Raw genomic sequence first — 23,438 nt, 5'->3', positions numbered from 1 at the left:
CGGATTGGTGCTCACAATGCAGGATGTGGACAGCCGTGCCCGGCGGTCTAATTTTCGGGGTTCTGGCTGAAATCCGGCACGATGTGCGGGATGTCGTCGATGCCGAGGCCGAGCCCCCTCGTAATGCCATAGAAGATGCCAAGAAGAACCATCGTGGCGATCGTCGTCCGCAGCACGGCGCGCAGCATATGCGGTCCGCGAGGCGCGCTGTGCACCGTGCCCAGCGTCACGTCCTCATCCTCGTCCTGCGTTCTCATGCTGAACGGCAGGACGGCGAACAGGACCACCCACCATGTGATGAAGAACAGGGCGATAAACGAAACCCAGCTCATGCTTGCTCCAGTTCGACCAGCGTGCCGAAGAAATCCTTCGGGTGCAGGAACAGCACCGGCTTGCCATGCGCGCCGGTCTTCGGGTTGCCGTCGCCCAGGACACGGGCGCCGCTGGCCTTGAGGTGATCACGCGCGGCAAGAATGTCGTCGACCTCATAGCAGACATGATGCATGCCGCCCGAGGGGTTCTTCTCAAGAAATGCCGCGATCGGCGAGGCCTCGCCGAGCGGCTCCAGCAATTCGATCTTGGTGTTGCCGACATCGACGAACACCACCGTCACGCCATGCTCCGGCAGCGCCTGCGGCGCGGTCACCCGAGCGCCGAGCGTGTCGCGATAGGCCGCCGTCGCCGCGGCCAGATCCGGCACGGCAAGCGCTACATGGTTCAGGCGTCCGAGCATAGGTTTTCCTTAGGGCAGTAAGGCAATAGGGCAGTATGGGAGTAGGGAAAACTGCTTTCTCCCCCTACTGCCGTACTGCCCTACTCCCCTATGCCCTTACCTTGTGACGAACACCGTCACCAGCGGCTTCTTCCCCCACGCTTCGTTGGCGGCGCCGCGCACGGCGCGGCGCACTGCCTCCTGCACGAGGTCGAGGTCTCTTCGGCGCTGACGGGGGATGGAGTCCACGGCGCCGATTGCCGCATCGATCATCAGGTCTTCCAGGCTGTCGCCGCGGGCATCGGCCTCGGCAACGCCGATTGCGACCAGATCGGGATCGCCGGCGAGCTCATACTTGTCGTCGAGCACAACATTGACCGCGACATGGCCGGCAAAGGACAGCTTGCGCCGGTCACGAATGCCCATCGCCTGGTCGGTGCCGATCAGCCTGCCGTCCTTGTAGATACGACCGAACGGCACCTGGTCGATGATCGTCGCCGCACCGGGATAGAGCCGCAGCATGTCGCCGTCGCGCACCTGCGCCACCTGGCCAATGCCGGACACCGACATCAGCGACCCTTGCGCTACAAGATGCGCCGCCTCGCCATGCACCGGCACGCCGATCTGGGGGCGCACCCATTCATACATCTTGCGCAACTCGCTGCGGCGCGGATGGCCGGAGACATGCACCAGCGCATCGCCGTCCTCGATGATCTTGATGCCGAGATCGATCAGGCGGTTCTTGATCTCGAGGATACCCTTCTCGTTGCCGGGAATGGTGCGCGAGGAAAACACCACCGTGTCGCCTGCCGTCAGCGACACCGATTTCATCTCCTCGCGCGACAGTTTTGCCAAGGCCGCAAGCGGCTCGCCCTGGCTGCCGGTGCAGATGATGACGAGGTTTTCGCGCGGGATGAACCCAAAATCCTCCTCGGCGATGAATTCGGGCAACCCGTCCATATAGCCGAGCTCGCCGGCAACATCGATGACGCGCTTCAGCGAGCGGCCGAGCACCAGACACTGGCGGCCGGCGTCGCGTGCCGCCTTGGCAATGGAGACGATGCGCCCGACATTGGAGGAAAAAGTGGTGACCGCGACACGGCCCTTGGCGCTCTGGATGACGCCTTTGAGGCCCTCGCCAACCGCCACTTCCGACGGCGACTCCCCTTCCCGCAGCGCATTGGTGGACTCGCAGATCAGCGCCAGCACGCCGTTGTCGCCATAGGCTCGGAAGCGGGCCTCGTCGGTCATCGGCCCGATCGTCGGCGCCGGATCGATCTTCCAATCTCCGGTGTGGATGACGGTGCCGGCCGGCGAGGTGATCGCCAGCGACATCGGCTCGGGAATCGAATGCGCGACCGGGATGGCCTCGATCTCGAACGGGCCGACGCTGAACTTTTCGCCGGCGCGGTAGATCGTCACCGGGATCTTCGGTGCGCCCTGCTCGCCCTGGCGCTTGGCTTCCAGCAATCCGGCGCCGAACGGCGTCATCCAGACCGGCGCCTTGAGCTTCGGCCATGTGTCGAGCAGCGCGCCGTAATGGTCCTCATGCGCGTGTGTGATGATGATGCCGCGCAGGTTGGCGACGTTCTCCTCGATGAAGCGCGTGTCGGGCAGCACCAGGTCGACGCCGGGCAGGCTGGCATCGGGAAAGGTGACGCCGACATCGACGACGATCCATTCGCGCGCATGGGCCGGGCCGTAGCCATAGAGAGCGAAGTTCATGCCGATCTCGCCGACGCCGCCGAGCGGCACGAAGACGAGTTCGGCGTTTTCCGCTGTCGCCATGATCTTTCCTTTCCTGGCCGGTCAAGCCAGGCCCTTCAAAACCGGGGCCCGTCAAAACCGGTCCGTCAAATCTGGGCCCGTCAAACCTGGGCCGACGCGACCGCACCGAAATGCACATCGCCGGCGGCGATCGTCAGAACCGAACCCTCATCGTCGCGGATCACGAAACGGCAGTCCTCGTCAATGGTCTCGAACGTGCCGCGCACCACATTACCGTCAATTCTGACAGCAACCTGCCCGCCAAGCCCTGCCGCGCGCGCCAGCCAGCGCCGCCTGACGGCGGAAAGTCCGCGGCCATCATTCCACAGCCGCGCATTCTCGCTCCAGGCATCCGACAGCGCCAGAAACACCGTCTCGGCATCGCAAGCGGCGCCTAGCGCGCTAAGCGATGTCGCGGGATAAGGCAAATCGTCAGGGTATTCCACAACATTGACTCCGATGCCCACCGCCACCGCGAAGCGATCGCCTTTGAGAATCGCCGATTCCAGCAGGATGCCGGCAAGCTTGGCGCCAGAGGCAAGCACATCGTTCGGCCATTTCAGCTCGAAGCGGTTCTTGCCATCGCTGCCGCCGTCGAGGCCGATTGCGATCCTGCCCTTCGGCACGACGGCGTCGAGCGCATCGGCAAGCGCCAGGCCGGCGACGAAGCCGAGCGTCGCGGCCAAGCGAAGTTCGGCATTGGTGACCACCAGCAGCGTCGCCGCCAGATTGCCCTCGGGCGTCGCCCAGACCCGGCCGCGCCGGCCACGGCCGCTTTCCTGTTTTTTTGAAACGACCCAGAGCTTGCCCGGATCCCCCGCCCGCGCCTGGTCCAGCGCCAGCGCATTGGTGGAACCGACCGTGTCATGGGCCTCGAGCCGGAACCCTTCCGACGCCGCTGTTGGAGCCAGCCGAAATGCCATCCCGTCAGAAAAATGTCTTGGCGGCGGCTTCGGCATAGGTGCCGATCGGCCCGCCGATCAGCACGTAGAACAGCACGAAGGCGCCGCAGACGCCGAGCACGACGCGAAGCTCGGTCGCCATCGGCACGAAGCCGCCGACCGGTTCGTCGAACCACATGATCTTGATGATGCGCAGATAATAATAGGCGCCCACTACCGAGGCCAGCACGCCGATGATCGCCAGCGCGTAGAGGTTGGCGTTGATGGCGGCGAGGAACACGTACCACTTCCCCCAGAAGCCGGCGAGCGGCGGGATGCCGGCCAGCGAGAACATCAGGATGGTGAGGATCGTCGCCATGATCGGATTGGTCGACGACAGGCCGGCGAGATCGCTGATCTGTTCGACATTGCCCTCCTCGCGCCGCATGGCGAGGATGAAGGCGAAGGTGCCGAGCGTCATCACCAGATAGATCAGCATGTAGATGGCGACACCCCGCACGCCGGCTTGGCTGTTGGCGGCGAGGCCGACCAGCGCGTAGCCCATATGGCCGATGGAGGAATAGGCCATCAGCCGCTTGATGTTGGTTTGGCCAATGGCCGCGAAGGCGCCGAGCAGCATCGAGGCGATCGAGATGAAGACGATGATCTGCTGCCAGTCGGCCGCTATCGGCTGGAAGGCGTCCATGGTGACGCGCACGATCAGCGCCATCGCCGCCATCTTCGGCGCCGCAGCGAGGAAGGCCGTCACCGGCGTAGGCGCGCCTTCATAGACGTCCGGCGTCCACATGTGGAACGGCACCGCCGATATCTTGAAGGCAAGGCCTGCTAACACGAAGACCAGGCCGAAGACCAGGCCAAGCTGCCGCTCGCCGCCGCCAAGCGCTGCGGCGATCTCCTGGAAGCCGGTGTTGCCGGTGTAGCCGTAGACGAGGCTGATGCCGTAAAGCAGCATGCCCGACGACAGCGCGCCGAGGACGAAATATTTTAACCCCGCCTCGGTCGAGCGCAGATTGTCCCGGTTGATCGCCGCCAGCACGTAGATTGCCAGCGACTGCAGTTCGAGGCCGAGATAAAGCCCGATCATGCCGTTGGCCGAGATCATCAGCATCATGCCGAGCGTGCACAGCAGGATCAGCACCGGATACTCGAACTTGTCGAAATGCTCCGCCTTGGCGAAGCGCATCGACATGACCAGCGTCACCGCCGAGCCGATCAGCGCCAGCACCTTCATGAAGCGGGCGAAGGGATCCTGGACGAAGGCTTCGCCGTAAGCGTTGCCCTGCCCGGTGGAAAAGATCGTCCAGACGCCGGCAACCACCAGGACGGCGACGGCAAGGCCGCTCACCGTGGTGGTGGTGTTGGCGCGCGAATAGGCGCCGAGCATCAGCAGCGCCAAGGCGCCGACGGCAAGGATAAGCTCTGGTGTCGACAGCGACAGGCTGGAGAGTAGGTCCGGCGTCATGGTTCGCAAACCTCTCGGGTCAGTTCGCCGCCGCGGTCTGCGCGGTGTCGATGGATGCGGTGACATTGGTGACGAGCGCCTTGACCGATGCGGCGGTCGCGTCGAAGACCGGCGCCGGGTAGACGCCGAAGAAGATGACCAGCACGGCCAGCGGGTAGATGATCACCTTCTCGCGCGTCGACAGGTCGAGCAGGCCTTTCAGGCTGTCCTTGGTCAGCGCGCCGAAGATCACCCGGCGATAGAGCCAGAGCGCATAGGCCGCCGACAGGATGACGCCGGTGGCGGCGAAGAACGCCACCCAGGTGTTGACCCGGAACACCCCAAGCATGGTCAGGAACTCGCCGACGAAGCCGCTGGTGCCGGGCAGGCCGACATTGGCCATGGTGAAGATCATGAACACGGTTGCGTATTTCGGCATGTTGTTGACCAGCCCGCCATAGGCGTCGATGTCGCGCGTGTGCATGCGGTCGTAGATGACGCCGACGCAGAGGAACAGCGCGCCGGAGACCAGGCCGTGCGACAGCATCTGGAAGATCGCCCCCTGGACGCCTTCCTGGTTCATCGCGAAGATGCCCATGGTGACGAAGCCCATATGGGCGACCGACGAGTAGGCGATCAGCTTCTTCATGTCCTCCTGCATCAACGCCACGAGCGAGGTGTAGATGATGGCGACGACGGACAGTGCGAAGACGAGCGGCGCAAACATCTCCGAGGCGATCGGAAACATCGGCAAGGAGAAGCGCAGGAAGCCATATCCGCCCATCTTCAGCAGGATGGCGGCCAGGATCACCGAACCGGCCGTCGGCGCCTCGACATGGGCGTCCGGCAGCCAGGTGTGCACCGGCCACATCGGCATCTTCACGGCGAAGGAGGCGAAAAAGGCGAGCCATAGCCAGGTCTGCATGGAGGCCGGGAAGTTGTGCGTCAGGAGCGTCGGGATGTCGGTGGTGCCGGACTGGAAGAACATCGCCATGATGGCGAGCAGCATCAGCACCGAGCCGGCCAGCGTGTAGAGGAAGAACTTGAACGAGGCGTAGACGCGCCGCTTGCCGCCCCATACGCCGATGATGATGAACATCGGGATCAGGCCGGCTTCGAAAAAGACGTAGAACAAGACGATGTCGAGTGCGCAGAACACGCCGATCATCAGCGTCTCCAGCAGCAGGAATGCGATCATGTAGGCCTTGACGCGCTTCTCGATCGATTCCCACGAAGCCAGGATGCAGAGCGGCATCAGGAAAGTGGTCAGGATGACGAACAGCATGGAGATGCCGTCGACACCCATATGGTAGGAGATGCCGGAATCCAGCCAGGCAAACTTCTCGACGAACTGAAAGGCAGGCTCCGAATTGTCGAAGCCGGTCCAGATGAACAGCGAAACCACGAAGGTAAACGTCGTCGTAAACAGCGCGATGGCGCGGATGTTGCGGCGCGCATTTTCGCTGTCGTCACGGACGAACAGGATGAGCAGCACACCAACCAGCGGCAGGAAGGTGACCAGCGAGAGGATCGGCCAGGCGGTCATCAGAGCATCATCCAGGTGACGAATGCGGCAACGCCGATCAGCATGGCGAAGGCATAATGATAGAGATAGCCGGTCTGCAGCTTGACGACCCGGTTGGTCACGTCGACGACGCGCGCCGAAACGCCGTCAGGACCAAGCCCGTCGATGACGGTGCCGTCGCCGGTCTTCCATAGAAAGTGCCCCAGGCGTTTTGCCGGCCGCACGAAAAGCAAGTCGTAGAGCTCGTCGAAAAACCACTTGTTGAGCAGAAAGGCGTAGAGCCCGCGATGCTGCGCCGCCAAATTCTTCGGCATCTCCGGCGCGCGGATATAGAATTGCCAGGCAATCGCAAAGCCGATCAGCATGGCGACAAACGGCGCCAGCTTCACCCACAACGGCACTTCGTGAATGTCGTGCAGGATGTGGTTCTCCGGCAGCGTGAACAGCGACGCCCTCCAGAACTCGGCATAGCCCTCGCCGATGAAGGCGCCATGGAAGATCACGCCGGCGAACAGCGCGCCCGCCGCCAGGATGTACAGCGGCACCAGCATGACCGGCGGCGATTCATGGACATGGTGCATGACCTCGTGGCTCGCCCGCGGCTGACCGTGGAAGGTCATGAAGATCAGCCGCCAGGAATAGAAGCTGGTGAAGCAGGCGGCGACGACCAGCAGCACAAAGGCAAGGCCGGCGACCGGATTGTGCGCGGCAAAGGCGCTTTCGATGATCGCGTCCTTGGAGAAGAAGCCGGCGGTGCCGATCACCGTCACCGGAATGCCGACGCCGGTCAGCGCCAGCGTACCGATCACCATCATCCAGTAGGTCTTCGGAATGAGCGTTCTGAGGCCGCCCATCCTGCGCATGTCCTGCTCGTCGGAGACGGCGTGGATCACCGAGCCGGACCCGAGGAACAGCAGCGCCTTGAAGAAGGCATGCGTGAACAGATGGAAGATCGCCGCGCCATAGGCGCCGACACCAAGCGCCACGAACATGTAGCCGAGCTGCGAGCAGGTCGAATAGGCGATGACGCGCTTGATGTCGTTCTGGACGAGGCCGACGGTCGCCGCGAAGAAGGCGGTGAAGGCGCCGATGAAGGTGACCACGATCAGCGCTGAATGCGACAGTTCAAACAGCGGCGACAGCCGCGCCAGCATGAACACGCCGGCCGTCACCATGGTGGCGGCATGGATGAGCGCCGAGACAGGCGTCGGCCCTTCCATGGCGTCCGGCAGCCAGGTGTGCAGCGGCACCTGTGCCGACTTGCCCATGGCGCCCATGAACAACAGCAGGCAGACGACGGTCATCGCAGCCTGCTTGTCGAGGGCATAACCGAGGAATGTCAGCACGGCTGCGCCCCCGGGGGCGCCTTCGGCCGGAATGAACGTCGCCGCATTGGCGAAGATGGTGCCGAGATTGACCGAGCCGAACAGCACGAACACACCGAAGATGCCGAGCGCGAAGCCGAAATCGCCGACGCGGTTGACGATGAAGGCCTTGATCGCGGCGGCATTGGCCGACGGCTTCTTGTACCAGAAGCCGATCAGCAGGTAGGAGGCGAGACCGACGCCTTCCCAGCCGAAGAACATCTGCACGAGGTTGTCGGCCGTCACCAGCATCAGCATGGCGAAGGTGAACAGCGACAGATAGGCGAAGAAGCGCGGCCGGTTCGGGTCGTGATGCATGTAGCCGATCGAGTAGACGTGGACCAGCGCCGAAACCGTGTTGACGACAACCAGCATCACCACCGTCAGCGTGTCGATGCGCAGCGCCCATGCGGCCTCCAACCCGCCCGACTGGATCCAGCGCAGCACCGGCACGGTGAACACCTCGCCCTCGCCGAAGCCGACGGCGAAGAAGGCGACCCACGACAGCACGGCTGATATCACTAGGAAGCCGGAGGTGATGTATTCGGAAGCCTTGGCGCCGAGCGACGTGCCGAACAGGCCGACGATCAGGAAGCCGAGCAGAGGAAGGAAGACGATGGCCTGATACATGGTGGTTTCCGTCAACCCTTCATCATGTTCACGTCTTCGACCGCGATCGAACCGCGGTTGCGGAAGAAGACGACGAGAATGGCGAGGCCGATGGCGGCTTCAGCCGCTGCGACCGTCAGCACGAACAGTGCGAACACCTGTCCGACGAGGTCGCCGAGCGCTGCCGAGAAGGCAACGAAATTGATGTTAACCGCGAGCAGGATAAGCTCGATCGACATCAGGATGACGATGATGTTCCTGCGGTTGAGGAAGATGCCGAACACGCCGAGCGTAAACAGGATCGCCGATACGGTCAGATAATGCGCGATGCCGACGACCATCTCAGATTCCTTCGCCCGTCTTGACCTTGCGGATTTCCATTCCCGTTGCCGGCGTGCGGCCGACCTGGGCTGATATCGACTGCCGTTTGATGCCCGGCTTGTGGCGCAGCGTCAGCACGATGGCGCCGATCATGGCGACCAGCAGCACCAGGCCAGCAATCTGGAAATAGTAGAGGTAGTCCGTGTAGAGGATGTCGCCGAGCGCTGCCGTGTTCGAGCGCGCGGCAAGGTCGGGAATGGGTTTCGAAACCGTCGCGGCCAGTTGCGGCGCGAATGTATAGCCGCCGAGCACCACGATCAGCTCAGCCGCCAGGATCAGCCCGACCAGCGCGCCGATCGGCGCGTATTGCAGGGCGCCTTCCTTCATTTCGGCGAAATCGACGTCGAGCATCATGACGACGAACAGGAACAGCACCATGACCGCGCCGACATAGACGACGAGCAGGATCATCGCCAGGAACTCGGCGCCGGTCAGCATGAACAGGCCGGCGGCATTGAAGAAGGTCAGGATCAGGAACAGCACCGAATGCACGGGATTGCGCGCCGAAATGACCATGAACGCCGACGCCACCGCGACAAAGGCAAAGAGGTAGAAAAAGGCCGCCTCTAGTCCATTCAGCATGGGTTCCCTCGGGTTCCTGTCGGACCGGCTTTCGCCCTGTCCGCTGTCTGGCTTCGTTCCGCCTCCGGTGCCGAAGCCGCGTGTTCCTTAAACGAGGCCCTTCGCCTCGTCCATGCGTCATTCCGTTTCCTTCTCCCCGTTCACGGGGAGAAGGTGGCCCGAAGGGCCGGATGAGGGGCAGGGCTGAATTTCGTGACGTTGGCGCCGCCCCTCATATGGCTGCCCGCATCATATTCCCGGGAAGGGGGTGGTGCGGGGCGCCCCCGGGGCGGCTGGTGGCCCAGGGCTGAATTGCGTGACGTTGGCGCCGCCCCTCATCTGCCTGCCGGCATCTTCTCCCCGTGAACGGGGAGAAGAGAGCTGCCCTATCGGTACGGCGCGTCCAGCGAGATGTTGCGCGCCAGTTCGCGCTCCCAGCGGTCGCCATTGGCCAGGAGCTTGTCCTTGTCGTAATAAAGTTCCTCGCGCGTCTCGGTCGCGAATTCGAAATTCGGCCCCTCGACGATGGCGTCGACCGGGCAGGCCTCCTGGCAGAAGCCGCAATAGATGCACTTCACCATATCGATATCGTAACGCACGGTGCGGCGGGTGCCGTCGTTGCGGCGCGGGCCGGCCTCGATGGTGATCGCCTGCGCCGGGCAGATCGCCTCGCACAATTTGCAGGCGATGCAGCGTTCCTCGCCGTTCGGATAGCGGCGCAGCGCATGCTCGCCGCGGAAGCGCGGGCTGGTCGGCCCCTTTTCGTGCGGATAGTTGATCGTCTCCTTCGGCGCGAAGAACTGGCGCATCGACAGGAAGAAAGCGCTGACGAAGTCCTGCAGGAGCAGCGACTTAGCGGCTTGGGCTAGAGCGGACATCACGCAAACCCCGTGATCTTGAGGAACGCGGCGACAATCACCACCATCGCCAGCGAGATCGGCAGGAAGACCTTCCAGCCGAGCCGCATCAGCTGGTCGTAGCGGTAACGCGGCACGAAAGCCTTCACCATCGAGATCATGAAGAACACCAGGCAGACCTTGAGCACGAACCAGATCAGCCCCGGCACCCAGGTGAAGGGAGCGAAGTCGAAGGGCGGCAGCCAACCGCCGAGGAACAGGATGGTGGCCAGCGCGCACATCAGCACGATGGCGACATACTCGCCGAGGAAGAACAGCAGGAACGGCGTCGACGAATATTCGACCATATGGCCGGCAACGAGTTCCGATTCGGCTTCCACAAGGTCGAAAGGCGGGCGGTTCGTTTCGGCCAGCGCCGAGATGAAGAAGATGACGAACATCGGGAACAGCGACAGCCAATGCCAGTCGAGGAAGGTGTTGGGCAGGCCGACCCGGGTGCCCAGCCCATCCTGCTGCGACAGCACGATATCGGACAGGTTGAGCGAGCCGACGCAAAGCAGCACGGTGACGATGACGAAACCGATCGAGACTTCGTAGGACACCATCTGCGCCGCCGAGCGCAGCGCGCCAAGGAACGGGTATTTCGAGTTAGACGCCCAGCCGCCCATGATCACGCCATAGACCTCGAGCGAGGATATGGCGAAGACATAGAGGATGCCGACATTGACGTTGGCGATCGCCCAGCCCTCATTGACCGGAATCACCGCCCAGGCCGAGATCGCCAGCACCGCCGAAACCAGCGGCGCCAGCAGAAAAACGCCCTTGTTGGCGCCGGACGGAATCACCGGCTCCTTGAATACGAACTTCAGAAGGTCGGCGAAAGCCTGCAGCGTGCCCCATGGGCCGACGACGTTCGGACCGCGGCGCAGCTGCACCGCCGCCCAGATCTTGCGGTCCGCGTAGAGGATGTAGGCGACGAAGATCAACAGCACGACGATCAGCACGACCGACTTCAGCAGGATGAGCAGCGCCGGCAGCACGTAAAAGGAGAAGAAGGTGTCCATGCTTATTCCGCCGCCTGCCTGAAGCCGTTTTTCGCCAGCGCCGAGCATTCCGCCATCACCGCGGAAGCCCGCGCGATCGGATTGGTCAGGTAGAAATCCTTGACCGGCGAGGTGAAGCTGCCCTTGTTAAGCCGCCCGCCGAGCTTCGCCACCTTGGCGATTTCGTCAGCGTTGCCGGCCGCGACCTGGTCGATGCGGGCGAGATGCGGGTATTCGCCATAGAGTTTTGCCCGAAGCTGCGGCAGTGAATCGAACGACAGCTTCTTGCCCAGTACATCAGACAGCGCCCGCAGGATCGCCCAGTCCTCACGCGCATCGCCCGGTGCGAAGCCGGCACGGTTGGTCTGCTGCACGCGGCCCTCGGTGTTGACGTAGGTGCCCGACTTTTCAGTATAGGCGGCGCCCGGCAGGATGACGTCGGCGCGGTGCGCGCCGTGGTCGCCATGCGTGCCGATATAGGCGACGAAAGCGCCGCCGATCTCGGCCATGTCGAGCTCGTCGGCGCCGAGCAGGAACAGCACGTCCATATCGCCCAGCATGCCGGCGACACTCTTGCCGCCCTCGCCCGGCACAAAACCGACATCGAGACCGCCGACACGCCCCGCCGCAGTGTGCAGCACGGCAAAGCCGTTCCAGTCAGCTCTCGCGGCATTGACGGCCAGGCTGAGCTTCGCCGCCTGGCCGAGCACGGCCGTGCCATCTGGACGTGCCAAGGCTCCTTGGCCGACGATAACAAGCGGATGCGTCGCCTTCTTCAGCACCTGGAAGAAATTGCCGTTGCCATCGGCCAGATCCTTCAGCGATTCCGTTCCGGCGCCGAGCTGCTCATAGTCGTAGCGCGTATCGCCGACATCGCCGATGACGCCGACCGGCAGGTTGCCGACCCGCCAGCGCTTGCGGATGCGGGCGTTGAGCAAGGATGCCTCGAAGCGCGGATTGGCGCCGATGATCAGCACAGCGTCGGCCTGCTCGATGCCCTCGATGGTCGGGTTGAAGATATAGCTTGCCCGGCCGAGCAACGGATCGAGCGCGGCACCATCCTGGCGGCAGTCGGTGTTCTTCGAGCCGAGCGAGGCCATCAGCAGCTTCAGCGCATAGATCTCCTCGACCGCGGCAAGATCGCCTGATATGGCGCCGATCTTGTCGGGTGCGGTACTCGACACCGCTTCCTTGATCACGGAGAAAGCCTCGGCCCAGCTTGCCGGGGCCAGCTTGCCGTTCTTGCGTACGTATGGCCGGTCGAGGCGCTGGGTGCGCAAGCCGTCCCAGATGAAGCGGGTCTTGTCGGAAATCCACTCCTCGTTCACCGCCTCGTTGGTGCGCGGCAGGATGCGCATCACCTCGCGGCCTCTCGAATCGACACGGATCGCCGAGCCGACGGCATCCATCACGTCGATTGATTCGGTCTTGGTCAGTTCCCACGGCCGAGCCTGGAAGGCGTAGGGTTTGGAGGTCAGCGCACCGACCGGGCAAAGGTCGATGACATTGCCCTGCAGTTCCGAGGTCATCGCGCTTTCGAGATAGGTGGTGATCTCGGCGTCCTCGCCGCGGCCGATCAGGCCTAGCTCGGATATACCGGCAATTTCGGTGGTGAAGCGAACGCAGCGCGTGCAATGGATGCAGCGGTTCATGATCGTCTTGACCAGCGGCCCGATATACTTGTCTTCGACCGCCCGCTTGTTCTCGTGATAGCGCGAGGAATCGACGCCGAACGCCATCGCCTGGTCCTGCAGGTCGCACTCGCCGCCCTGGTCGCAGATCGGGCAATCCAGCGGATGGTTGATCAGCAGGAATTCCATCACGCCTTCCCGGGCCTTCTTGACCATCGGCGTGTTGGTGAAGATTTCCGGTGTTTCGCCATTCGGGCCGGGGCGCAGATCGCGCACGCCCATGGCGCAGGACGCCTGCGGCTTGGGCGGCCCGCCCTTCACCTCGATCAGGCACATGCGGCAATTGCCGGCGATCGACAGCCGCTCATGGAAGCAGAAGCGCGGCACTTCCGCGCCGGCGTCCTCGGCTGCCTGCAGCAGCGTGTAGTGGTCGGGTACAGTAATCTCTTTCCCGTCGACCTTGAGCTTTGCCATGTCGTCTCAAACCCCTGCGGACATTCCGCAATCTTTCTTTCCGGGCGGAGCCGAAACCGCGCCCGGCATTGAATTCAATGTTTGGCCGCGGCCAGCACCGCCGCCTGGCCAAGCCAATTGTCGCGACCGATGCGGCCCTTGAACGACAGATAATCGTCGACCCAGGCGATCTCTTCCGGCGTCCATGCCGCAATCTGGCCGTAAGTCCAGATGCCCAAGCCGTTCAGCACCTCTTCCAGCTTCGGCCCGATGCCCGATATCGCCTTGAGGTCGGCCGGATTTTCCGGGCGATCCATGGCCTTGGGCTGCTTGAAATCCTCGGGCATCAACCCGGCCGCGGCGGCAGCCGCATCCACCACGCTCGGTGCATCATCCATGCTGTTCGCCGCTATGTCATTCACGTCCCTGGCGAAGGACTTCGCCTCGGCGATCAAGGTTTTCGTCGCCGCCCGCGCCTTGGTCGAGGAGCTTGTCCCTGTTTCCGAAAAGCGTTCGATCCTGGCATCGAAATCGTCGACCATCGGCTGGAAGAGCCGCTGCGAGGCCTCGGCTGCGCCCGAGAGCACGCCCATCCACACCCCAAAGGCATGATTGGCAAGCCCGATGCCAAGCGCCGACATCGCTGCCGCACCCGCGACAGGGTGCGCCAAGAGATTGACGGCGCTGGCCATCTCCTTCGGCATCATCCTGGTCAGGTCCTGGCTCATCTTCTCGAACGGATCCAAATCTGGCATCAAATAATCGGGTCTCGAATTCAGCGACATGGGTGGTCTCCTGGTCGTTTCTTCCGTATGCCCCGGGCCTGTTTCCTCAAATCGGGCCCTTGCCCGTATTTCAGATCGGGCACTTGCCCGCATTCCAATCGGGCATTCGCCCTTCTTTCAAATTCTTGTCTATTCCGCCGCCACCATCACCGGCTCAGCCCGGTGCGCATTGCGAGAAAACTCGTCGATACGCCGCTCCACCTCGCCGCGGAAATGCCGCATCAGGCCCTGGATCGGCCACGCCGCCGCATCGCCCAGCGCGCAGATCGTGTGGCCTTCGACCTGTTTGGTCACGTCGAGCAGCATGTCAATCTCGCGCTTCTGCGCCTCGCCGCGTACCAGCCGCTCCATCACCCGCCACATCCAGCCGGTGCCTTCGCGGCACGGCGTGCACTGGCCGCAGCTCTCGTGCTTGTAGAAGTAGGAAAGCCGGGCAATCGCCTTCACGACATCGGTCGATTTGTCCATGACGATGACAGCCGCCGTGCCGAGACCCGATTTCAGGTCGCGCAGCGCATCGAAATCCATCGGCGCGTCGATGATCTGCTCCGCCGGCACCAGCGGCACCGAAGCGCCGCCCGGAATGACCGCCAGCAGATTGTCCCAGCCGCCGCGAATGCCGCCGCAATGCGTTTCGATCAGCTCGCGGAACGGGATCGACATCGCCTCTTCGACGGTGCACGGAGTGTTGACGTGGCCCGAAACGCAGAACAGCTTGGTGCCGACGTTGTTGGGCCGGCCGAAGGACGAGAACCAGGCCGCGCCGCGGCGCAAAATGGTCGGCGCCACCGCGATCGACTCGACATTGTTGACCGTCGTCGGGCAGCCATAGAGGCCGACATTGGCCGGAAACGGCGGCTTCAGCCGCGGCTGACCCTTTTTGCCTTCGAGGCTTTCGAGCAGCGCCGTTTCCTCGCCGCAGATATAGGCGCCGGCGCCATGATGCATGTAGATGTCGAAATCGTATCCGGACGTGTTGTTCTTGCCGATCAGCTTGGCCGCATAGGCCTCGTCGATAGCGCGCTGCAGCGCCTCGCGCTCGCGGATGAACTCGCCGCGCACATAGATGTAGGCGGCGATCGCGCCCATGGCGAAGCCGGCGATCAGGCAGCCTTCGACCAGCGTGTGCGGGTCATGGCGCAAAATGTCGCGGTCCTTGCAGGTGCCGGGTTCGGATTCGTCGGCGTTGACGACGAGATAGCTCGGCCGGCCGTCGCTCTGCTTGGGCATGAACGACCACTTTAGCCCGGTCGGGAAGCCGGCGCCGCCGCGGCCGCGCAGGCCTGATGCCTTCATCTCGTTGACGATCCAGTCGCGCCCCTTGGCGATGATGCCGGGCGTGTTGTCCCAGGCGCCGCGCGCCATCGCGCCGGCCAGCGACTTGTCGAAGCGGCCGTAGATGTTGTTGAAGATGCGGTCTCTGTCCTGAAGCATTGTTCGTTCCTCAGACCGGTTTCTTGCCGAAGACGCGGATATATTCGGCGACCCCGCCCGTGGCGAGCGCCTTGGCCTGCTTGACCCAGTCTTCGCGCTCGATGCGGCCACGGAGACTGAGATAGCCGTCGACCCATTCGCGCTCGGCCTTCTTCCAGGACGCGACTTGCGCGTAAGTGAAGATGCCAAGCGAATGCAGGATACCTTCGGTTCTCGGGCCGACGCCTGAGATCAGCTTGAGATCGTCGACCAGTGCCGGCTTTGCGATGCCGGCCGGACGGTTCTTGTCTTCGAGCGAAGGCTTGGCAGGCTTGGCGGTTTTTTTGCCGGCAACGCCGAACGGCGCTTCCTTCAACTCCGGCGCCTTGAAAGCAGCCGCCGGCTCAGCCTTGGTCTTGGGACCGCTGCGCTGTTTTGAAACCTTTTCGACTTCCGGCGCCGCCTTATTGGCATTGGCCGCCGAATGCCGCGGCGCGGCGACGCTCGCCGCCTTTTCCGTCTCTGGTGCGACCTTTGCAGGAGAAGGCGTCTCCAGCGTCGGGCTGGTTTCGGGCGCATCGGTCTTCGGCTTGCTGGCTTTCGACGGCGCGACCGGGGCCGCCGGTGCCTGTGCGGCCGGAGCCGCCGGCGTCGCGACAATTGCCGCTGGTGCTGCCGCCCTGGCGACCTTGGCACCCGCCTTGGCTTCCCTGTCGCGGGTCGTCTTCAGGATTGACTTTTCGCTCTTCAGCGTCGTCAGACCGGTGATCGGCTCGGAGGTGATGCGGCCGTTCTGCGGCCCCGGCGTCACCGAGGCGCCCTTGCCGGCAGCATAGAGGTCGATGATCTCGGCAAGGCGCTCCGGCGTCAGGTCCTCGAACGTATCTTTGAAAATCATCACCATCGGCGCGTTGACGCAGGCGCCGAGGCATTCCACTTCTTCCCACGACAGCGTGCCCTTGTCGTTGGTATGAAACTGGTCGTGATGGATCTTCGACCGGCACACGTCCATCAGCGCTTCCGAGCCGCGCAGCATGCAGGGCGTGGTGCCGCAGACCTGGATATGCGCGCGGGTGCCGACCGGATTGAGCTGGTACTGCGTGTAGAAGGTCGCGACTTCGAGCCCCCTGATGTAGGGCATGCCGAGCATGTCGGAGATCGTCTCGATCGCCGCCTTGGTCACCCAGCCTTCCTGCTCCTGCGCCAGCATCAGCAAGGGGATGATCGCGGACTGCTCGCGGCCCTTCGGATACTTCTTGATCCATTGCTTCGCCGCTGCCGCATTCGCCCGGTTGAAGGCGAAGGCGGCTGGCTGGAGGCTGGCTTCTGCGAGACGGCGGACTGACATTTAGCGATCGACCTCACCAAACACGATGTCGAGGGAGCCGAGAACGGCGGTGACGTCGGCCAGCATGTGGCCGCGGCACAAGAAATCCATGGCTTGCAGATGGGCGAAGCCGGGCGCGCGCAGCTTGCAGCGGTAAGGCTTGTTGGTGCCGTCGGAGACTAGGTAGACGCCGAACTCGCCCTTCGGCGCTTCGACCGCCGCATAGACCTCGCCGGCCGGCACGCGGTAGCCTTCGGTGTATAGCTTGAAGTGATGGATCAGCGCTTCCATCGAGCGCTTCATCGCGGCGCGCTTCGGCGGCACCACCTTGCCGTCGAGGTTCGACACCGGACCCGTGCCCTCCTTGCCGAGCAGCAGGTCGACGCACTGGCGCATGATTTTCGCCGACTGGCGCATTTCTTCCATGCGCACGAGGTAACGGTCGAAGCAGTCGCCGTTCTTGCCGATCGGAATGTCGAAATCCATCTCGGCATAGCATTCGTAAGGCTGCGATTTGCGCAGATCCCAGGCGACGCCGGAGCCGCGCACCATGACGCCCGAAAAGCCCCAGGCCCAGGCGTCGGCCAGCGAGACGGTGCCGATGTCGACATTGCGCTGCTTGAAGATGCGGTTGCCGGTGAGCAATGCGTCGAGATCGTCGACCGATTTCAGGAATGGGTCGATCCACTTGCCGATATCCTCGACCAGCTGCTGCGGCAGGTCCTGGTGGACGCCGCCGGGCCGAAAATAGGCCGCATGCATGCGCGAGCCGCTGGCCCGCTCATAGAACACCATTAGTTTTTCGCGCTCGACGAAGCCCCACAGAGGCGGCGTCAGCGCGCCGACATCCATCGCCTGCGTCGTCACATTGAGAATGTGCGACATGATGCGGCCGATCTCGCAATAGAGCACGCGGATCAGCTGGCCGCGCTTCGGCACCTCGATCCCAAGCAGCCGCTCTGCGGCCAGCGCGAAGGCATGCTCCTGGTTCATCGGCGCGCAGTAATCGAGACGGTCGAGATAAGGCACCGCCTGCAGATAGGTTTTGGCTTCGATCAGCTTTTCAGTGCCGCGATGCAACAGCCCGATATGCGGATCGACGCGATCGACGACTTCGCCGTCCAACTCAAGAACCAGCCTCAAAACACCATGCGCTGCAGGGTGTTGAGGTCCAAAGTTGATGTTAAAATTACGGACGGAGGTCTCAGCCATTCTGGCGTCTCAATTCGTCTTGGCTTTCTCGTCGCCTGGAAGGACGTAATCCGTCCCCTCCCAAGGGCTGAGAAAATCGAAATTGCGGAATTCCTGCTTGAGCTCGACCGGCTCGTAGATGACCCGCTTGGCCTCGTCGTCGTAGCGCACCTCGACGAAACCGGTCAGCGGGAAATCCTTGCGCAGCGGATGACCCTCGAAGCCGTAATCAGTAAGAATCCGCCGCAGGTCGGGATGGCCCGAAAACAGCACTCCATAGAGATCGTAGGTTTCGCGTTCGAACCAGTCGGCGCCGGGATAAACGCCGGTGATCGACGGCACCACCGTCTCCTCGTCGGCCTGGACCTTGATGCGTATGCGAATATTCTGCTTCGGCGACAGCAGGTGATAGACGACGTCGAAGCGCTTGGCCCGCGATGGATAATCGGCGCCGCAGACGTCGATGATCGAGATGAACTGGCATTTTGGATCGTCGCGCAGGAAGCTCACCACCTCGATCAGATCGTGCGGCTCGACCGAGATGGTGAGTTCGCCATAGGCAAACACCGCATCGCCGATCCGGCCGCTCAGCTTCTCGCCGAGATAGGTCGAGAGTTCATTCAGGCTCATCATCCCGCTCACCGCTCGATCGTGCCGGTGCGGCGGATCTTCTTTTGCAACAGAAGGATGCCGTAGAGCAGCGCTTCCGCACTCGGCGGACAGCCGGGCACGTAGATGTCGACGGGCACGACGCGATCGCAGCCGCGCACCACCGAATAGGAATAGTGATAGTAGCCGCCGCCATTGGCGCAGGAGCCCATCGAGATGACGTAGCGCGGCTCCGGCATCTGATCGTAGACCTTGCGCAGCGCCGGCGCCATCTTGTTGGTCAGCGTACCGGCGACGATCATGATGTCGGACTGGCGCGGAGACGCGCGAGGAGCAACACCGAACCTCTCCGAGTCATAGCGCGGCATCGAGGTGTGGATCATTTCGACCGCGCAGCAGGCGAGACCGAAAGTCATGAACATCAGCGAGCCGCTGCGGGCCCAGGTGATCAGCGCCTCGGTTGAGGTGACGAGAAAACCCTTGTCGGCCAGTTCGTTGTTGATCTCGAGGAAGAATGGATCATTCGCCCCCACCGGCTTTCCGGTGCTGGGATCGAGAATGCCCTTCGGCTTCGGCGCGACGAGCGTGCCGGAATTGTCGCTCAATCCCATTCCAGCGCTCCTTTCTTCCATTCATAGGCAAAGCCGATGGTCAGCACCGCCAGAAACACCATCATCGACCAGAATCCGAGCATGCCGATCTGGCTGAAAGACACTGCCCACGGAAACAGGAAGGCCACTTCCAGATCGAAGATGATGAACAGGATCGACACCAGATAGAAGCGGATGTCGAACTTCATGCGGGCGTCGTCGAACGAGTTGAAGCCGCATTCATAGGCGGAAAGCTTTTCCGGATCTGGGTTGCGGTAGGCCACCAGGAAGGGTGCGGCAAGCAGCGCCAGGCCGACAACCAGCGCCACGCCGATGAACAGGACGATGGGCAGGTACGAACTCAACAATGCGTTCATGCTGCAGCTTTCCGTTGGCGGCCAATCCACTCTGATTACAGCACCGGACCCACTTGCGGAAGCGTGACAGTTTAACCACTGAACCGTTTTAGGAGGCTCTATGCTGCAACGCGGCGAGGGTTAGCGCAGCGCTTTCGGCGAAGCAAGTCAAACCTTGTTCAAAACACGGTGCTGGACGGCATATGCGGATAAACTGGTCCGATCTGCTCCTGTTTGATTTCCTTCACTTTACTCCACTTTTCTCTCCTGACATAGATGCCGCCAAAACCCTGCTAGCATGGCCGGAATCATCGTCCCAACCTTTGGCCGAACGCCAACAGAGTGCCGTCTGCATGAAGGAAAAAATCTCGCTCGCCATGGCCCGGCGCATCGCGCTTGCCGCACAGGGGTTTGCCGATCCTCGCCCTAACAGCACGCCTGATCGCCGCCATCTGGCCCGTGTGCTTGGGCGTACCGGCCTGCTGCAGATCGATTCCGTCAGTGCGGTGGTGCGCGCCCATTATATGCCGCTCTATTCGCGGCTTGGCCCCTACCCGCTTGCGCTGCTCGACAACGCCGCCGTGACGCGCAAGCGCAAAGTCTTCGAATATTGGGCGCATGAGGCCTCCTTTCTGCCGGTCGAGACCTATCCACTGATGCGCTGGCGCATGGAGCGGGCCGAGCGCGGCGAGGAAATGTATAACGGCCTGGCCAAGTGGGGCCGCGAACGCGCCGCTTACATTGAAGACATTTATCGCGAGGTCGTTCAACGCGGCCCGATCGCCGCTTCCGCCCTGGAAGGCCAGAAAGGCTCGGGCGGCTGGTGGGGTTGGAGCGATGCCAAGCACGCTTTCGAATGGCTGTTCTGGGCCGGCCGCATCACCACGGCGTCGCGTCGTGGCTTCGAGCGGCTCTACGATCTGCCGGAGCGCGTGCTGCCACCGGCGATACTTGCCCTGCCGGTGCCCTCCCCTGAGGATGCGCACCGCGAATTGCTGCGCATCTCCGCCCGCGCCCACGGCGTCGCGACAGCGGGCGACCTGCGCGACTATTTCCGTCTTTCTCCCGCCGACATCAAGGGCCGCATTGAGGAACTGGTCGAGGCAGGCGACCTTTTGCCGGTTCGCGTCGAAGGCTGGGACAAGCCTGCCTATCTTCACAAGGACGCCCGTTTTCCGCGCAAGATCGAGGCGCGCGCCTTGCTTGCGCCGTTCGATCCGGTCGTCTTCGAGCGAGCGCGCACGGAAAGACTGTTCGACTTCCGCTATCGCATCGAGATCTACACCCCGGCCGAAAAACGCCAATACGGCTATTATGTGCTGCCGTTCCTGCTCGGCGACAGGATCGTGGCACGCATCGACCTCAAAGCAGACCGGCCTGCAAGCGTGCTGCGTGTCCATGCCGCCTATGCCGAGCCCGGCGCCCCGCCGCAAACCGCCGCCGAACTCTTCGAGGAGTTGAAGCTGATGCAGGGCTGGCTCGGGCTGGAACGCATCGAGGTGACGCCTGCGGGGGATCTTGGTTCGGCTCTCGCCAATATCGCCGCGCCGTAGACGTGCGTTGACACGACTGCCTCCACAAGCCTAAATCCGCTTCAGACGGTCTCCTCTCGGCAAAGGGAGGAGCCAAGAGGGAATGCGGTGCGAAATTCCGATTTCAAATCCGCGGCTGTCCCCGCAACTGTAAGCGACGAGCCAAGGCCGAAAACCACTGGGACGTTCCCGGGAAGGCGGCACCAAGGCGATGACCCGCGAGCCAGGAGACCTGCCGTCAGGACATAAGAATCCGATCGCCTGGCGGGTTTTCCGGGCAAGGAGCCTGATTTGGAACGCGACAGCAGTTTTTCGGCTGAGACAGCGGGCGCATTGTTCGGCGATAGTGAAGCCTTGGCCGGCGTCACCGTGATCGTCTGCGCCTCCTGCCGCGATGAGACCGGCTCCGACGCCCATCCCCGCGCCGGCGAACTGCTTGCCGAAGACACGCGCCGCGCTGTATCAGGCGAAAATATCCGTATCCGCACCGTCGAATGCCTCGGCAACTGCAAGCGCCGGCTGAGCGCCGCGATCCTGCGCGACGGCTGCTGGAGCTATGTCTTCGGCGACCTGACCGCGACAAGCGGCGCCGATCTCGTAGCTGGCGCAAAGCTCTTCGCCACCTCGAAGGACGGCCTCATTCCATGGCGCGGCCGCCCCGATTGCCTGAAGCGCGGCCTCGTCGCCCGCATCCCTCCCCTCGACCTTTTGAAGGACCAGATATGACCGCCCCAGAGTCGTCCGCTAACGTCTCCCGCGTGCCCTGCACCGTCGTCACCGGTTTTCTCGGCGCCGGCAAGACGACGCTGATCCGCCATCTGCTCGAAAACGCCGGGGGCAAGCGGCTGGCCATCATCGTCAATGAGTTCGGCGACATCGGCATCGACGGCGAGATTCTGAAGGGCTGCGGCATCGACACCTGCCCCGAGGAAAACATCGTCGAGCTGGCCAATGGCTGCATCTGCTGCACCGTCGCAGACGACTTCGTCCCGGCGCTGGATCAAATCCTTTCACTGACGCCAAAGGTCGATCATATCCTGATCGAAACTTCCGGCCTCGCTTTGCCGAAGCCGCTGGTCCAGGCCTTCCAGTGGCCGTCGGTGAAGAGCCGGGTGACGGTCGACGGCGTCATCGCTGTGGTCGACGGACCGGCGCTGGCTGATGGCCGCGTCGCCAACGACATGGACGCCCTGCAGGCGCAGCGCGCGCAGGACGAGACGCTCGACCACGACGATCCGGTCGAGGAGGTGTTCGAGGACCAGCTCGCCTGCGCCGACCTGATCATATTGTCGAAGAGCGACTTGATGGACGCCGCTGGCTCAGCCCGCGCCAATGCCATCATCGGCGAGCACACCGCGCGCGCCGTCAAGATCGTACCGACCTCGCAGGGTAAGGTCGATCCGTCTGTGCTGCTCGGCCTCGGCCTTGCCGTCGAGGACGACATCGAGAACCGCAAGACCCACCACGACGACGAGCTCGACCACGAGCATGACGATTTCGACTCATTCGTCATCGACATTCCGTCGATCGCCAATCCCGATGAGCTGGCTTTGCGCGTCGCCACCGCAGCGGAGGAAGAAAACGTGCTGCGCGTAAAAGGGTTCGTCGAAGTCGGCGGCAAGCCGATGCGGCTCTTGCTGCAGGCTGTCGGCTCGCGCGTCAATCACTATTACGACCGCGCCTGGACCGCTGAAGATGACCGCCGCTCGCGCCTCGTCGTCATCGGTCTGAAAGGGCTGAACCGCCCGGCAATCGAGCGCATTCTCGCCGGCTGACCTCAGGCACGAGCCGCGATGCACATACTCACCACAACATCCGCCTCGCTCGACGATCTCGCCGAGCCTGTCGATCTCAGGCAGACGCCTGCAGATGTCGTGGCGATGTCCTTCACCGACAGCGATCTGGCCGGGCTGGCAGCGGCGTGGAAAGCAGACGCGCATCGCCTGCCGTCGATGCGGCTGGCGGCTTTACGCGACCTGCGTCATCCGATGTCAGTCGACCTCTGGATCGACAGTGTCGCCCGGCACGCGAGGGTTATTTTGGTTCGCATCCTCGGCGGTTACGACTGGTGGCGCTATGGCTGCGACCAACTCGCCTCGATCGCGCGCGCACGCTGCATAAAACTGGCGCTGCTGCCCGGCGAGTGCCGCGACGAGGATCTCCGGCTGATCGAATGCTCGACGCTGCCGCGCGAAGAGCTCGACGGCCTGCTGGGCTATTTTCGCGAAGGCGGCCCGGAGAATATGACGGCGCTGGTGCAGAGGCTGGCGCGGCTGGCGGGACAGGACACGGCGGTCGTGGAGCCGGTTGTCGTGCCGAAGGCGGGCTATTATGAGCCGGGACGCGGTGTCGTCCCCCTCCCCCTTGAGGGGAGGGTCCGGCCGCAGGC

22 protein-coding genes, 1 pseudogene and 1 riboswitch are annotated in these 23,438 nt (G+C 63.1%); of the genes and pseudogenes, 4 read left to right on the top strand and 19 right to left on the bottom strand.

The window, feature by feature from the left end:
- Window positions 1-47: 47 nt before the first annotated feature.
- From NKH12_RS17245 to NKH12_RS17155, 19 genes are all read right to left on the bottom strand, one after another.
- Window positions 48-332: a DUF1467 family protein gene (locus NKH12_RS17245; RefSeq protein ID WP_352954232.1), complete on the bottom strand. Its 285-nt coding sequence runs from the start codon at window positions 330-332 to the stop codon at window positions 48-50.
- Window positions 329-733 carry a methylmalonyl-CoA epimerase gene (gene mce / locus NKH12_RS17240; protein ID WP_352954231.1) on the bottom strand — a complete coding sequence of 135 codons (405 nt, stop codon included), beginning with the start codon at window positions 731-733 and terminating at the stop codon, window positions 329-331. The genes NKH12_RS17245 and mce overlap by 4 nt, the downstream gene beginning before the upstream one ends.
- 96 nt (window positions 734-829) lie before the next feature.
- Window positions 830-2,500: a ribonuclease J gene (locus tag NKH12_RS17235; RefSeq protein ID WP_352954230.1), complete on the bottom strand. Its 1,671-nt coding sequence runs from the start codon at window positions 2,498-2,500 to the stop codon at window positions 830-832.
- An 80-nt stretch (window positions 2,501-2,580) separates the two neighbouring features.
- On the bottom strand, window positions 2,581-3,402 hold the full coding sequence (locus tag NKH12_RS17230) for a biotin--[acetyl-CoA-carboxylase] ligase (protein ID WP_352954229.1): 822 nt from the start codon (window positions 3,400-3,402) through the stop codon (window positions 2,581-2,583).
- 4 nt (window positions 3,403-3,406) lie between these two features.
- On the bottom strand, window positions 3,407-4,843 hold the full coding sequence (gene nuoN / locus NKH12_RS17225) for an NADH-quinone oxidoreductase subunit NuoN (RefSeq protein WP_352954228.1): 1,437 nt from the start codon (window positions 4,841-4,843) through the stop codon (window positions 3,407-3,409).
- Between the two features lie 19 nt (window positions 4,844-4,862).
- Window positions 4,863-6,368: an NADH-quinone oxidoreductase subunit M gene (locus NKH12_RS17220; RefSeq protein WP_352954227.1), complete on the bottom strand. Its 1,506-nt coding sequence runs from the start codon at window positions 6,366-6,368 to the stop codon at window positions 4,863-4,865.
- Window positions 6,368-8,341: an NADH-quinone oxidoreductase subunit L gene (gene nuoL, locus NKH12_RS17215; RefSeq protein WP_352954226.1), complete on the bottom strand. Its 1,974-nt coding sequence runs from the start codon at window positions 8,339-8,341 to the stop codon at window positions 6,368-6,370. The genes NKH12_RS17220 and nuoL overlap by 1 nt, the downstream gene beginning before the upstream one ends.
- Window positions 8,342-8,352: 11 nt before the next feature.
- A complete protein-coding gene (gene nuoK, locus NKH12_RS17210) occupies window positions 8,353-8,661 on the bottom strand; it encodes an NADH-quinone oxidoreductase subunit NuoK (protein WP_023798863.1) in 309 nt (102 codons plus the stop codon).
- Between the two features lies 1 nt (window position 8,662).
- On the bottom strand, window positions 8,663-9,283 hold the full coding sequence (locus tag NKH12_RS17205; RefSeq protein WP_029352049.1) for an NADH-quinone oxidoreductase subunit J: 621 nt from the start codon (window positions 9,281-9,283) through the stop codon (window positions 8,663-8,665).
- 365 nt (window positions 9,284-9,648) lie between these two features.
- Window positions 9,649-10,140 (bottom strand): NADH-quinone oxidoreductase subunit NuoI, encoded by a 492-nt coding sequence (nuoI, locus tag NKH12_RS17200; protein ID WP_023798861.1) that lies wholly within the window; start codon window positions 10,138-10,140, stop codon window positions 9,649-9,651.
- A complete protein-coding gene (gene nuoH, locus NKH12_RS17195) occupies window positions 10,140-11,183 on the bottom strand; it encodes an NADH-quinone oxidoreductase subunit NuoH (RefSeq protein ID WP_023798860.1) in 1,044 nt (347 codons plus the stop codon). The genes nuoI and nuoH overlap by 1 nt, the downstream gene beginning before the upstream one ends.
- A gap of 2 nt (window positions 11,184-11,185) precedes the next feature.
- On the bottom strand, window positions 11,186-13,267 hold the full coding sequence (gene nuoG / locus NKH12_RS17190) for an NADH-quinone oxidoreductase subunit NuoG (protein ID WP_352954225.1): 2,082 nt from the start codon (window positions 13,265-13,267) through the stop codon (window positions 11,186-11,188).
- 74 nt (window positions 13,268-13,341) lie between these two features.
- Window positions 13,342-14,031 carry a helix-hairpin-helix domain-containing protein gene (locus tag NKH12_RS17185; RefSeq protein ID WP_352954224.1) on the bottom strand — a complete coding sequence of 230 codons (690 nt, stop codon included), beginning with the start codon at window positions 14,029-14,031 and terminating at the stop codon, window positions 13,342-13,344.
- 129 nt (window positions 14,032-14,160) lie between these two features.
- Window positions 14,161-15,465, bottom strand: a complete 1,305-nt coding sequence (nuoF, locus tag NKH12_RS17180; protein WP_287235739.1) for an NADH-quinone oxidoreductase subunit NuoF — start codon at window positions 15,463-15,465, stop codon at window positions 14,161-14,163.
- Window positions 15,466-15,475: 10 nt separating this feature from the next.
- Window positions 15,476-16,792 carry an NADH-quinone oxidoreductase subunit E gene (locus NKH12_RS17175; RefSeq protein WP_352954223.1) on the bottom strand — a complete coding sequence of 439 codons (1,317 nt, stop codon included), beginning with the start codon at window positions 16,790-16,792 and terminating at the stop codon, window positions 15,476-15,478.
- Entirely contained in the window at window positions 16,793-17,983 is a 1,191-nt protein-coding gene (locus NKH12_RS17170; RefSeq protein WP_352954222.1) for an NADH-quinone oxidoreductase subunit D, read from the bottom strand.
- Between the two features lie 9 nt (window positions 17,984-17,992).
- The gene (locus NKH12_RS17165; RefSeq protein ID WP_502910807.1) at window positions 17,993-18,595 is read right to left on the bottom strand and encodes an NADH-quinone oxidoreductase subunit C; all 603 of its coding nucleotides are present in this window, start codon (window positions 18,593-18,595) and stop codon (window positions 17,993-17,995) included.
- A gap of 5 nt (window positions 18,596-18,600) precedes the next feature.
- Complete coding sequence (locus NKH12_RS17160) at window positions 18,601-19,182, bottom strand: NuoB/complex I 20 kDa subunit family protein (protein ID WP_027156092.1); 582 nt, start codon at window positions 19,180-19,182, stop codon at window positions 18,601-18,603.
- Entirely contained in the window at window positions 19,173-19,538 is a 366-nt protein-coding gene (locus tag NKH12_RS17155; RefSeq protein WP_023798850.1) for an NADH-quinone oxidoreductase subunit A, read from the bottom strand. Before NKH12_RS17155 ends, NKH12_RS17160 begins: the two co-directional genes overlap by 10 nt.
- A gap of 332 nt (window positions 19,539-19,870) precedes the next feature.
- On the opposite strand from NKH12_RS17155, the gene NKH12_RS17150 reads away from it, so the two are divergent.
- The 4 genes and pseudogenes from NKH12_RS17150 to NKH12_RS17135 all read left to right on the top strand — a co-directional run.
- Window positions 19,871-21,070, top strand: a complete 1,200-nt coding sequence (locus NKH12_RS17150) for a winged helix-turn-helix domain-containing protein (RefSeq protein ID WP_352954221.1) — start codon at window positions 19,871-19,873, stop codon at window positions 21,068-21,070.
- 29 nt (window positions 21,071-21,099) lie between these two features.
- Window positions 21,100-21,303, top strand: a riboswitch (cobalamin riboswitch).
- A 37-nt stretch (window positions 21,304-21,340) separates the two neighbouring features.
- Window positions 21,341-21,775, top strand: a complete 435-nt coding sequence (locus tag NKH12_RS17145) for a DUF1636 family protein (protein ID WP_352954220.1) — start codon at window positions 21,341-21,343, stop codon at window positions 21,773-21,775.
- The gene (gene cobW, locus NKH12_RS17140; RefSeq protein ID WP_352954219.1) at window positions 21,772-22,824 is read left to right on the top strand and encodes a cobalamin biosynthesis protein CobW; all 1,053 of its coding nucleotides are present in this window, start codon (window positions 21,772-21,774) and stop codon (window positions 22,822-22,824) included. The genes NKH12_RS17145 and cobW overlap by 4 nt, the downstream gene beginning before the upstream one ends.
- Window positions 22,825-22,842: 18 nt before the next feature.
- A pseudogene (locus NKH12_RS17135) lies at window positions 22,843-23,438 on the top strand (cobaltochelatase subunit CobN); the annotation flags it as partial.

Origin of the sequence: Mesorhizobium sp. M1322 (genome assembly GCF_040318085.1) — a bacterium.
Lineage (GTDB): Bacteria > Pseudomonadota > Alphaproteobacteria > Rhizobiales > Rhizobiaceae > Mesorhizobium.
Note: the sequence above shows the minus strand (reverse complement) of the source record. Positions and strands in the feature narration are given on the sequence as shown.